General features: G+C 38.0%; 11 protein-coding genes. 5 read left to right on the top strand and 6 right to left on the bottom strand.

Annotated features, from left to right (window positions below; translation table 11 throughout):
* Nucleotides 1-125: 125 nt before the first annotated feature.
* Nucleotides 126-635: a DUF6155 family protein gene (locus U735_RS0112750; protein ID WP_031444192.1), complete on the bottom strand. Its 510-nt coding sequence runs from the start codon at nt 633-635 to the stop codon at nt 126-128.
* A gap of 219 nt (nt 636-854) precedes the next feature.
* On the opposite strand from U735_RS0112750, the gene U735_RS0112745 reads away from it, so the two are divergent.
* Nucleotides 855-1,718 (top strand): sigma-70 family RNA polymerase sigma factor, encoded by an 864-nt coding sequence (locus U735_RS0112745; protein WP_031444191.1) that lies wholly within the window; start codon nt 855-857, stop codon nt 1,716-1,718.
* A gap of 508 nt (nt 1,719-2,226) precedes the next feature.
* Here the strand turns inward: U735_RS0112745 and U735_RS0112735 are convergent.
* Entirely contained in the window at nt 2,227-4,035 is a 1,809-nt protein-coding gene (locus U735_RS0112735; protein WP_031444190.1) for a hypothetical protein, read from the bottom strand.
* Nucleotides 4,036-4,064: 29 nt separating this feature from the next.
* Complete coding sequence (locus U735_RS0112730) at nt 4,065-5,852, bottom strand: response regulator (protein ID WP_146032794.1); 1,788 nt, start codon at nt 5,850-5,852, stop codon at nt 4,065-4,067.
* 126 nt (nt 5,853-5,978) lie between these two features.
* Here U735_RS0112730 and U735_RS0112725 point away from each other — a divergent pair, with 126 nt between their 5' ends.
* Nucleotides 5,979-7,268, top strand: coding sequence for a dipeptidase (locus U735_RS0112725; protein WP_031444188.1), 1,290 nt, complete (start codon nt 5,979-5,981; stop codon nt 7,266-7,268).
* Here the strand turns inward: U735_RS0112725 and U735_RS0112720 are convergent.
* Nucleotides 7,265-7,660, bottom strand: a complete 396-nt coding sequence (locus tag U735_RS0112720; protein WP_031444187.1) for an acyl-CoA thioesterase — start codon at nt 7,658-7,660, stop codon at nt 7,265-7,267. The genes U735_RS0112725 and U735_RS0112720 overlap by 4 nt on opposite strands.
* A 359-nt stretch (nt 7,661-8,019) precedes the next feature.
* Here U735_RS0112720 and U735_RS0112715 point away from each other — a divergent pair, with 359 nt between their 5' ends.
* Nucleotides 8,020-8,433, top strand: coding sequence for a hypothetical protein (locus U735_RS0112715; RefSeq protein WP_031444186.1), 414 nt, complete (start codon nt 8,020-8,022; stop codon nt 8,431-8,433).
* A gap of 5 nt (nt 8,434-8,438) precedes the next feature.
* Here U735_RS0112715 and U735_RS0112710 read toward each other — a convergent pair whose 3' ends face one another.
* Nucleotides 8,439-9,128 (bottom strand): DUF2461 domain-containing protein, encoded by a 690-nt coding sequence (locus U735_RS0112710; RefSeq protein WP_031444185.1) that lies wholly within the window; start codon nt 9,126-9,128, stop codon nt 8,439-8,441.
* 91 nt (nt 9,129-9,219) lie between these two features.
* On the opposite strand from U735_RS0112710, the gene epsC reads away from it, so the two are divergent.
* Both epsC and cysM read left to right on the top strand, forming a co-directional pair.
* Nucleotides 9,220-10,014, top strand: coding sequence for a serine O-acetyltransferase EpsC (epsC, locus tag U735_RS0112705; RefSeq protein ID WP_031444184.1), 795 nt, complete (start codon nt 9,220-9,222; stop codon nt 10,012-10,014).
* A complete protein-coding gene (gene cysM / locus U735_RS0112700; RefSeq protein WP_031444183.1) occupies nt 10,004-10,888 on the top strand; it encodes a cysteine synthase CysM in 885 nt (294 codons plus the stop codon). The genes epsC and cysM overlap by 11 nt, the downstream gene beginning before the upstream one ends.
* A 22-nt stretch (nt 10,889-10,910) precedes the next feature.
* On the opposite strand, the gene corA is transcribed toward cysM, so the two are convergent.
* On the bottom strand, nt 10,911-12,005 hold the full coding sequence (corA, locus tag U735_RS0112695) for a magnesium/cobalt transporter CorA (RefSeq protein ID WP_031444182.1): 1,095 nt from the start codon (nt 12,003-12,005) through the stop codon (nt 10,911-10,913).
* Nucleotides 12,006-12,052: the final 47 nt, after the last annotated feature.

Raw genomic sequence — 12,052 nt, 5'->3', positions numbered from 1 at the left:
TTTCAAATTTATAAGGTAAAAACATGAAATTGGGATTGCTTATGGGGTACATTTAAGAAGAGAACTCCCTAGGGCAATGTAGTGCAAAAGGTGTTTAAAAATTAGAAAACGACGCTAGCTTGTGGTTAATCTATGATATCCAAGGACTTTGAGAAGTCCTCCCTGTTGGGCCAATGGTGATCTTGGCTAAATACATAACAAGCAACAATTCTGTCCTTAAAATCGCTTAAAAGCGCATTTAATGAAACAAATTGGACCAGTTCGTTAAAGGAGTTGCCCATACTTTTATAGAAAGCCTCCGGGACATTTTTCTCCAGCGAAAAGGATTGGGCCACTTCCAAGTTGTACAACATAAGATCTGCCGTTAAATGCGGGTCTACTCCCAATTTTACAAAGTGCTTTATGTATTTTTGGGCAACGGATCTTCTGGCCTTGGGCCTTTTTCTTTTTAAAGGAAAGTATTCATTGGAGATCTTTATTTTCGCATCCTGTACCAGCTTATCTTCCTTTGGGTTGAATACAAAATCATAATATTCCTTTACTGCCGGAAATCTGTGATATAAATCTATTAATTGCTCTTCCAGCTCCTTTTTCTTTAATTCCGATAAATATTTTACCAATGCTCTTTTACTCATTCTCCCAATTAATTCGATTTGAACTTAAGAATTGCAATTTCCCATTTAAAAATCAAAATATAGCGCAAGGAGGTAAATTAGTATTTTAATATTTGGATTGAACAATGAATATCATAAACTTCTCATAAATTATGTATAAGTAGTACAGCTTCCCTTGGAAAAGACATAAAAAAAAGGTATAATGAGAGATTAACACTTCAAAATCCAAATAAAAAATATATGAGGCAACTAAAGATTATCAAGCAGGTTACGAATAGGGAATCAAAATCACTAGACAAATATCTGCAGGATATCAGTAAAATAGAGTTGATCACCGCTAATGAAGAGGTTGAATTGGCTCAAAAAATTAGGGATGGGGATCAAATTGCCTTGGAAAAACTTACAACCGCAAATTTAAGATTTGTGGTTTCTGTTGCCAAACAATATCAGAATCAAGGTTTGAAACTCCCTGATTTAATTAATGAGGGAAATGTAGGATTGGTAAAAGCGGCCAAGCGTTTTGACGAAACAAGGGGTTTTAAATTTATATCTTATGCAGTTTGGTGGATACGGCAGGCTATTTTACAGGCTCTGGCAGAACAGTCTAGAGTGGTGCGCTTACCGCTCAACAAAATTGGCTCTATAAATAAAATTAAAAAAACCTTTTCTTATTTGGAGCAGGCCCATCAAAGGCCGCCATCACCAGAGGAGATAGCCAAAGAATTGGAAATGTCCGTCAGTGAGGTAAAACAATCCCTAAAAAATTCAGGTAGACACGTTTCCATGGATGCGCCATTAAAAGAGGGTGAGGATTCCAATCTGTACGATGTAATTCGCTCAGGAGAATCCCCAAGACCGGATATGTTTCTATTACAACAGTCTTTAAATACAGAGATCAATAGGGCTTTGGATACGCTTTCCCAAAGGGAGGCAGATGTTGTTAAATTGTATTACGGCATTGGCGATCAGCAATCCATGACCTTGGCAGAGATAGGACTCACGTTTGATCTTACAAGGGAAAGGGTAAGGCAGATAAGGGAAAAAGCTATAAGAAAGCTGCGTCACAACTCCAGGAGCAAATTGCTCAAAACCTATTTGGGATAGATAACCCAAAAGAAAGAGGCCGAAAAAAATGCTATTTTTTTCGGCCTCTTTCTTTTTTAAGTTATGGGTTTAAGAATAACTTAATTTACTGATATTGAAATCGATTAGAATTTCATTTAAATCTTCAATAAAGTTTAAATAAGCTGCGTTGTCTGGATTTTGTTTTGCCATCTTAATAGGGGTTTTTAGATTCTGAATTGTGGGCCAAACTACATGTAGTCCAACTCGGCCAATTCGTTTAAACTCAAAATTTCATTTAAATCTTGTAGGAATGCTAGGTATTCCTCTCCGTAGGTGTCGTATAACATAGTAAGACTTGGTTTAGGTTGTTATTGTTTGGGTCAATAATTATACTGTAAACATATTTAATATCTCTTTTCGTGCCAATAAAATGTTGTGTATAAGTGTTTTTTAGTTGTAAAAGGTACAGTTCATAAAGTTTAATCTTTTTACGGGTATATAATCTAATTATTCCGATGTCATTATTTGCTATACCATAGGTTTAAAACTATTTATTTTTAAAAATTTTATTGGTGAGGTCCTTTAATTGGTCCAAGAATTTTATTTCCTCCAATTCTTCCAAACTCTCCTCTCCTTTCTGGTAGCTATTGTTGTAGAAAGTTATATGCTCTGAGGTTGTAATGTCAAAATCGATATTGAACAGGTCATTGTGACCAAAAGTCTCCTCCTCATTATCTTGTGGTTTGGCACGTTGCTCCAAGTATGTCGACTTATCGTTTTTCAAGGGCTCCTTCTTGGAGGATGCCGAAGAAATAAAACCGGATTTTCCTACTTCAAAGGTAATCGAAGGGTCTAAATGTAGCTTTGAGGGTTCATTGATTTGCTTTATGAAATCCAAATTGTCTCCTGAAAGGATTTCTATGCTCCTGGTTGGTATGTCCGGTATTTTCGCTTCCATATATAAGGAAACCAATTTAGCTTTTTCCCTTATAGCTTTATCAGAATGATTGTGGAGGGTTTCCAAAAAATATAGATCACTTAGATCCCCTATTTGTTGCATCTCCTGCAGTAATAGCAGTTGCGATTCCCTATCCAAGGAGCTGAATAAATGATTGAACACATAATGTTCCCCAAAATCTACGAGATTGTTGTCCTTGAACTCCTCATCGATAATGATGGGATACTCGGAAAGGAACCTGAAAATTATTTCCTGTATGAGATTGCCAATGGATTCGTTTTCTTCCCCATCCAACATTTCATTTAATAAGGGTACCTCCCGTATATCTCCCATTTCTGCTATGGAGTGAAGTAATTTTACTTTTTTAAATTCCCAATCCGTGTAGAATTTGGCAGCAGGAAGTTCCATTTCTCCTAGATCCAATAAATTATCATCTTCTTCTATGGCCTCTGCCCTACTTTGTTCTTCTACATGGGACTTTAATATATCACTGATCTGTTTTTTAAAATGTGGATCTAGGACCACCTCGTACTCCACTTCAAGATCATTGAGGTTTGTGGTCGGTTCCTCTATCCCTTCTTCAATTTCCATTATCAAAGGCAAGAAATCTATGTTTAAAAAAGAAGCGTCTGTCCCATGCGGTTTGTTTTTGGAGAGAATTATATTTTCGCCATATACCTCCTCGAATATCGTCTCATATGGATTTCTATCAAAACTTTCCTTATCCAGGCATTCCCTTAGGAATTCCAAATCGTTGCTAATCATCAATACTTCCTGTTCCTCCCGACTGCTACCTTTATTTGCATCTTCATTATCCGTTACCAATGGAACGAAGCTAAGATCTAGCTCCTCCCCTTTTAGTAAATTGGTTTTGGCATTCAACTTGTCGGTATTGCTATTCAAGGGTTGGTTCATTTTGGGTGCTTCCATTATTGTTTCTGTATCTTGTATATCGTCTACATTGTCAGCCTTATAACTCTGAGCATTACTAATGCCGTAAGTACCGACGTCCAAATTTTCAAAGGCCTCTATTTGCAGGCCAAATTCTCTGGATAGTCTTGGGATTATCTGCTTTGCCCCGTCATCAAGATCGTTGTTCATCTCCATCAAAATCTTGGACATGATGCGTTTGTTGCTGGGCTGCCTTAAAAGCTTCCACAATTCCACTTTTAGGTTTATGAGTTCTCTTTCTGGCATTTTTAACTTTCCTTGCTCATAAAGCAATAGCTGACATAACATTCCGCGTAGATGTTTCTTTTTTTCTTCCCTATTGTTCCACTGTAACATTGTGTTGGTTTTTCTTAAAAAGAATAGGATGGTCAAATATCCTATGGTCAAAAGCAGGAACAAGGCCGTTAAATCCCATATCAGGTTGGTATGTATTTGAGGTATATTCACTTATTCGTGCGTTCAATTGTATTCAACGTTTACTTTCCCTTTCTTTTTAAGAACATCAGTTCCTTATCAATCGCTTTCTCTACCATGGGATATGCCAATAATAATTGATCGTATAACCTTCCTATTTCTGGAAGATTCCTATGGGTCCTACAGCCTACGGTGATTTTATCTACAAGGGAATAAAGATGATTCGCTTTCATCATGGAAAGTCCCGATTTAACCTTATGTGCAGCAAACCCCAAACGATTATAATTACCTTCTGGGATATAGACATTGGCCCTGCCGATGAAATCCAGCATATTTTGTTTAAATAAACCGATCAGCTCCTCCAATAGGTCTATTTCGCCCATACACTCTTCCAGTATCTCAGTTAAGTTAACTTCCCACAATTCTTTTTTTGTTGAAAATTGGGCTGGGTCTTCACCGGACTCAAATGCGGGCTTGGACCCTATAGCGCTTTTATATTTGTATAAAGTGGTCTGTAATTCATCAGGGCTATATGGTTTTAGGATATAATCATCTATTCCCAGTGCATTACATTTAATTTTGTCATTAACGGTAAAATCGCCCGTTAAGGCTATTATGGGTATGCTTTTGACGTGATTGTTGCTGGATTCCCGAATTATTTGGGTAATTTGAAAACCATTCATCACTGGCATTCTTAGATCCATTAATATCAGGTCTACCCTATGTTTTAATAAATAATCCATCCCAGCTAGACCATTATCGGTTACATGAACGGTACATCCCCAATTCTTTAAGCGCTGTTCAATTAATTTTTGAATTAGAATATTGTCCTCAAAAACGAGTATATGGAGGCCTTCTATATTTTTATTTGTTGTACCTGTATTGTTGTAATCTAACCGGTACCCTGAAGTTTTGATCTGTTTTCCCTTTTTATAGGGAATAGTGAACTTATAAGCACAACCATCATTCAAGGTGGCCATCGTTGCCAAGGATCCATTTAAGATTTCCAATATTCCCTTTACCATGGCAAAACCAATTCCCAGATCATTTGTATTGGGTTCTAAATTTTGATTTGGTACATGGGGGCTTAAGTCGTTATTGAATGCTCCTGTACGTAAATCCCTGATTTCAAAATCGAGCACAAAGTAATTGCTATGCTGTCTACGCAGTTTAATTTTGAGAAGGATACTTCCCTCATCTATAAGTTTTATCGAATTCCCCAAGAGAGTAAGTAGAATTTGGGACAACTTGGATGGATCACCCAAAAGAACTTCGGGTATTTCCGTATCCAAATCTACTTCTAGGGTAACATCCTTATTGATAATTAAGGTGTTGCATAGATACATGGTATCCCTAATAATACTGTAAAAATTGAAATCGATGCTTTCAAACTTTTCCCTTCCCGAAGTAAGCTTGGTATATTCCAACAGCTCATTAATGATATCCAAAAGATTGTTGGAGGTGGCCGTTATGGAATTAAGTTGCGCTAGTTGTTCCGTACTTATGTTGCCTGCTTTTAACAAGTCTACAGACTCAATTATACCATTAATTGGGGTTCTAATTTCATCCCCAACTTTTGCAAGTAGTCTACCTTCTTCCCGGTTCGGTTTGTTTTTTAACGGATTTGCCACTTCTTTGTTCCTAATGGCCGATTCAAAATCCTTGTTGTTTGCATTGGAGTTGGAAACTTTTGGTTTTGGTCCCAATACTTTTTCCTCCAGACGATATTTAAAGGTCATAAAGGATTTTTTTAATAAGGAAGCTTCCTCAGAGGTTAACTCCTCAAATGAAAAATGATTTAGTTGACCTTCAAGATTTGTCAGATGGGATAGTAGGTTGTTGGATTTCAATTTAAAATAGTTTGGGTTCTGAGGTCTAAAACTCACCTTTTAAAGTGCGGTTTACAATTAAATGTTATCTATGCTTCATTTTATGTTGTCAAATACCGTTATTTGTATGTATCAAAACCTATAAGCATGAAGCATTTTGTCGGATTTATATGTCTTTTGTCGATTATGGCCTGTAAGGAAAAACAGGAAAAATTGACGGAGTCGGTCGAAGAAAAAGCGGCACGTATACACAAGGATGTTATCACTATTGATACCCATGTTGATATTAATGTGGCCAATTTTACAGATACCATAAATTATACCCAGAAATTGGACAATCAAGTAAATCTTCCAAAACTTAAAAGTGGAGGCTTGGATGTTCCTTGGTTGATAGTCTATACTGGCCAAGGCGAATTAACAGAAGAAGGGTATGCGAAAGCCAAGGAGAATGCCATGGCAAAGTTTAATGCCATTCACAGATTGTGCGAGGAAATAGCGCCTAAAGAGATAGATCTGGCCTATAGCTCCAAGGATGTCTACAAAATTGTAGATTCAGGTAAAAAAGTGGCCATGATAGGGGTTGAAAATGCCTACCCAATAGGCGAAGACCTTTCGGAATTTGAAAACTATTATAATTTAGGGGCAAGATATATTTCCCTCTCCCATAACGGACATAGCCAATTCTGTGATTCCAATACCGGTGAGGCCGATGGGGTGTGGTTGCATAACGGGCTTAGCGACCTTGGTAAAATGGCTGTTAAGGAAATGAACAGGTTGGGGATAATGATAGATGTATCCCATGTATCCAAAGAGTCCATGAAACAAATGATAGCCCTTTCCAAGGCACCTATTATTGCTTCGCATTCATCTGCACGGGCCCTATGCAACCATAGCCGGAATTTGGACGATGAACAACTATTGCTGATGAAGGAAAATGGTGGTGTGGTGCAAACGGTGGCCTTTAGTTCTTATTTGAATACCAAAAAACATGAGGTCCATGCCGCTTATTTAAAAGATTTTCAAAAAGAGGTAGCCGATTCTTTGGGAATAGATTGGTATACCTTTGATGAGCTTGCCGATCTGTCCGATGAAAAGAAAAAGACCTTTATGGCGAATTATTCCAAAGTAGTGGGTTTGGCCAAAGCCAATGCAAATAAGAGGACGGATAGGCCGCAGGCCGTTGACGTTGCTGATTTTGTGGACCACATAGACTATATGGTAAATTTAATCGGCCTTGATCACGTGGGAATCAGTTCCGATTTTGACGGTGGTGGAGGCATTGAAGGGTGGTCGGACGCCTCCGAAACCCCCAATGTAACACTGGAGTTGGTTAAAAGAGGTTATTCCGAAGAGGAAATTGCACAACTCTGGGGAGGCAATTTACTTCGGGTATTGGATGAGGTACAGGAAGTGGCGAAAGCTTACGCCCCTAATTAAACTTCCGTAGCCAGACGATCCCTTACAAATTCAATTTTGGTCTTGCCATGTGGTTTGGGTTTTCCATCCGCACCTAGATTGACCATTATGATATTGTCTACCGTGACAATAGTTTCCCTGGTCATTTTGTTCCTAACTTCACAGTTAAGTGTCAAGGAGGTCTTTCCAAATTTTACCACGTCTATGCCAATTTCAACGATATCGCCCTTTAATGCGGTGCTCATAAAGTTTATTTCGGACATATATTTGGTAACCACTCGTTTGTTTTCCAACTGTATAATGCTATATAGGGCGGCTTCCTCGTCTATCCAGGCAAGCAACTTGCCCCCAAATAAAGTGCCATTGGCGTTTAGATCTTCCGGTTTCACCCATTTTCTAGTATGAAATCTCATGTCTTTTATTTTTTATTGCAAAATTAGTAAAGAAATTTGCCCCATAATACTCTTCAAGGGGAAATGTCAACCGATTTAGGTAAATCTAAATTACATCATAATTTTTTGTTCAATTTGGGAATTAATAGGGGTTATAATCATTAGATTCCCATAATCCACGGGCAATATATTAGTAAGATTATTCTTAAATATGTTGTAGTCTATTTTTTAAAATAAAAGATTGAACTTTTTGTTTCCTCAGAAAAATAAGGCTTTGTTCCAAATGAAAAATAGCAATGTTCATAACCTCGTTAAAAACTATATAGAATTGCCGAATATGGGAAAACCCTAATACCTACCTTTATAAAAACACCAATGATATGAGCGATAGGTCCCATAGTCTTTTGGAAATTCGTCCTATAATCCCTTCAGCCAAAGTAACGGAAATAATGAGCAGTGACGAGAGGTTTCAAAACCAAACCCTGCGTCCTGTAATTAAAATGCAAAACTCCTTACTGCTTTTGGTTTTCCAGAATTACATCACTAAACATAAAAATAGTTTTTATGAGCTAGGGATGAACAAACGTCTGATTTTTATAGAAAATGCGATCCAAAAGGACATTAAGTTTAGAAATTCTTTAAAAGGAATTATCATAGGCCAATTTACCACTGAGGAGTATGAGTTATACATACTTAATTCGTCGTCTTTAAATAAGCGCATGATGCAGATGGTCATTGAGCGTATTAAAGATCAGGTTCAGTTTTTTGAAAAGGCATCCCTGCAGCCGGTATAGATTTTTTAATCCAAAAGCGATTCCCCATTAAGATTAGTGGTGAGTATATCGCTCATAAGGTTAAAATAAGGTCTAATTGCTTGGAAAGCAAGGTCTACATTCGCCATAAAATCTGGCGACATGACTTCCTCGTCTGAAAAATTCTTCACAAAAATGAATTGTTTTCTTTTTATCAGATCAATATTGGGGTGATCTTTATTGAATCCGGAGGGTGCAGTTTTTAATTCATCTCCCTGCATTTCGCCCCATACCTCCTTGAAGTTTTTTTTGTTCATTATTGAACGGATTTCCGATGCGTCGGTTTCAAATTCTTTCCTTATTCTAAGGAGATCTTCTTTATTAGGCTCCCAGAAACCAGCAGCAATAAAGGTTTCATTGGGTTTTAGCCTTAAATAGTAACCTCCCCGCAATCGCTGTCCGGACCTGGAAAAGGAACCTGCAAAATGGGTCTTATAGGGAGTTTTGTCCTTGGAGAAACGTATATCCCTATAGATGCGGAACATTTTTAATTTTTCAATATCATCATGAGCTTTCAATTTATTCAATAAGGCGGAATAAAAACTTTTGACCCCTGTTTCCAGCTCCTTGAATTCAGTTTTATGCTCCGCAAACCATTCCCTAGTGTTGTTTTTTTTTAGTTTTTCCAAAAATTGAAATACATCTTTCGTAATTAGCTGCTGTTGTATACGACTCATAACACATTATCTTTGTGCTAAAGTTAACCAATTTAGCATAAGCTGATTTTGAAATAATGGTTAATTTTGAATGTATAATCAAAAAGTGCAAATGGATAAAGCATCTATAATAAAGAATATTAAGGAACATAAAAATCAGCCTAACCTGAGGTTCGAGCTTAAGGAAAAAACTGAATTATTTACCAATCGTTTATTTTATACCTTGTTCGATATAGATACCCCGGTAGATGAAAATCTGGATCTGTTGGAAAAGGAATTTGATACCTTGGTAAATCTGGCCTGCTGGCAGGTAGATAAACCTTGCCAAAGGGTTTGGGCGAATTTTGTGGTACGCCTGCCAGAAGTACTTGAAAAATTGAATTTGGATGCAGAGGCCATTGTAAATTGTGATCCTGCTTCCCTATCTATAGAAGAGGTCTATATGGCCTATCCTGGTTTTTATGCGATTGCCATTTACAGGCTTGCCCATGAACTTTATAAAGATGGTTTCCCTTTGGTTCCCAGATTAATGACGGAATATGCGCACAGACAAACGGGTGTTGACATTAACCCGGGGGCGCAAATAGGTAAATCGTTTTTCATTGATCATGCCACAGGTGTGGTCATAGGGGAGACAGCGATAATTAAAAATAACGTAAAAATCTATCAAGGGGTAACCTTGGGAGCTTTATATGTGGCCAAAAAACTGCAAAAAACAAAGCGTCACCCCACCATAGAAAATAATGTTACCATATACGCCAATGCCACTATTCTTGGAGGGGATACCGTGATCGGGGAAAATTCCATAATTGGAGGAAATGCATGGATTACAGAATCTGTGCCCGCCAATTCTACCGTTTACCATTCTCCAATTATCAAAATAAAAACCTTACCGCATGTCTCATAGTATTTTGGATATTATAGGGAACACTCCCTTGGTAATATCAAAAACAATCAACACCAATCCCAAGGTTAAACTTTTTTTTAAGTTGGAGGGAAATAATCCAGGAGGAAGCGTAAAGGATCGTGCCGCCCTTAATATGATAAAAGGAGGGTTGGAAAGGGGCGATTTTGATGTAAACTCCAAATTGATTGAGGCCACCAGTGGAAATACAGGTATTGCTTTGGCCATGATAGCGGGAATTTATGGATTGGATATAGAATTGGTAATGCCCGAAAATTCCACCAAGGAAAGAGTACAGACCATGAGGGCATATGGAGCCAAGGTGACCCTTACCCCTGCCGATGTAGGCATTGAAGGGGCAAGGGATTATGCTGAACTTAAGGTAAAGGAAGAAGGTTATATCATGATCAATCAGTTTTCCAATGATGATAATTGGAAGGCACATTATAAAAGTACCGGTCCGGAAATATGGAGGGATACCCAAGGGGAAATCACCCATTTTGTTTCGTCCATGGGCACCACCGGCACTATAATGGGGACATCCACCTTTCTAAAGGAAAAGAATTCCAAGATTCAAATTGTTGGGGTACAACCCGCTGATGAGGCCAAAATTCCCGGTATTCGCAAATGGCCTGTAGAATATCTCCCCAAAATTTTTAATCCCAAGAAAGTGGACACCGTGATGGAGGTTACCGAACAGGAAGCTAGGGATATGGCCAAGCGATTGGCCAAGCAAGAAGGTATTTTTGCAGGAATGAGCAGTGGTGGCGCTGCCGCTGCCGCAGTAAAGTTGGCCCAAAGTTTGGAGGAGGGAACCATTGTTTCTATTGTATGCGACCGTGGCGACCGCTATCTATCCTCGGATTTGTTCGATTAAAGGGCGGCAATTAAGCTCTAGACTATAGCCACCCCTTCTTTTTAAAATAAAATAGTAGGCCGATAAAGATTGCTATCATAAGTCCCCAAATATAGAAGTATCCGTTGTGGTACTTCAATTCCGGGATATATTCGAAATTCATTCCGTATACGCCTACAATAAAGGTAAGGGGGATGAAAATAGAGGCCATAATGGTCAGTACTTTCATTACCTCGTTCATTTTATTGCTAATGTTGCTCATATACATTTCCATTAGGCTCATGGACATTTCCCTTAAGATATTAAGACTGTCATTAATTTCTGTGCAATGATCCATTGTGTCTCTGAGAAATATTTTGGTATCGTCGCTAATTAATACATGCTCTGAGTCAATTAGTTTACTTATAAGTTCTTTTACTGGGTAAATAAACCGTCTAATTCTAAGTATTTCTTTCTTTAAATCTTGAATGGCATGGGCGGTTTTGGGGTTGGGGTTGTCATATACTTCCTCTTCCAAAAGGTCTATTTTGTGATTAACGTTCTCCAGCACCACAAAATAATTATCTATAATGGCATCCAACAGTGCAAAAAATAAGTAATCGGCACTTTTGGTTCTTATTCGTCCGGTTTTGGTCCTGGCCCTTTCCCTAACGCTGTTAAAAACATCATCGGGCATTTCCTGTAAAACAAGAACAGTATTTTCCATCAAAACAATGGCAACATGTTCGGCTACCAATTCATTGTTCCCGTCCAAATAAAGCATTTTAAATGACCCAAAAATATAGTTGTCGTATTCGTCTATCTTTGGGCGCTGATGCGTATTTACGGCATCTTCCGTAGATAATGGATTGAGAGAAAAGGCGTTTCCCAAATTTTCAATGAATTTCTCGTCACTAATGCCAATGACATTGATCCAGGAGATGGATGTAGATGTTTTGTGGGCAATAATTTTATTGAAATTGGAAGGGGCATAGACATCAAGGGTGGATTCTTTAATGTCCTGCAGATTATATTCCATAATGTTAACAACGCTCTTTGCCCCTTCCCTACTCCCTAAATAAGTAACTGTTCCGGGAGACTTTCCGGTCTTAATGTGTCTAATGGAAGCCTTTTTATGAGTTGTTTTTTTTTTGGACATAGGTCGGAATCTTAATTTAAGATGCTAGTTGCTATTTGTTCTAGCTA

Source organism: Arenibacter algicola (assembly GCF_000733925.1).
GTDB classification, from domain to species: domain Bacteria; phylum Bacteroidota; class Bacteroidia; order Flavobacteriales; family Flavobacteriaceae; genus Arenibacter; species Arenibacter algicola.
The sequence above is the reverse complement of the archived record's forward strand: the minus strand, read 5'-3'. Positions and strand labels throughout refer to the sequence as shown.

Bases quoted from the DNA above. Each gene is read 5' to 3' on its own strand.
- U735_RS0112750 (WP_031444192.1), bottom strand. From the start codon at position 635: ATGAGTAAAAGAGCATTGGTAAAATATTTATCGGAATTAAAGAAAAAG.
- cysM (WP_031444183.1), top strand. From the start codon at position 10,004: ATGTCTCATAGTATTTTGGATATTATAGGGAACACTCCCTTGGTAATA.
- U735_RS0112745 (WP_031444191.1), top strand. From the start codon at position 855: ATGAGGCAACTAAAGATTATCAAGCAGGTTACGAATAGGGAATCAAAA.
- epsC (WP_031444184.1), top strand. From the start codon at position 9,220: ATGGATAAAGCATCTATAATAAAGAATATTAAGGAACATAAAAATCAG.
- U735_RS0112710 (WP_031444185.1), bottom strand. From the start codon at position 9,128: ATGAGTCGTATACAACAGCAGCTAATTACGAAAGATGTATTTCAATTT.
- U735_RS0112720 (WP_031444187.1), bottom strand. From the start codon at position 7,660: ATGAGATTTCATACTAGAAAATGGGTGAAACCGGAAGATCTAAACGCC.
- U735_RS0112725 (WP_031444188.1), top strand. From the start codon at position 5,979: ATGAAGCATTTTGTCGGATTTATATGTCTTTTGTCGATTATGGCCTGT.
- corA (WP_031444182.1), bottom strand. From the start codon at position 12,005: ATGTCCAAAAAAAAAACAACTCATAAAAAGGCTTCCATTAGACACATT.
- U735_RS0112715 (WP_031444186.1), top strand. From the start codon at position 8,020: ATGAGCGATAGGTCCCATAGTCTTTTGGAAATTCGTCCTATAATCCCT.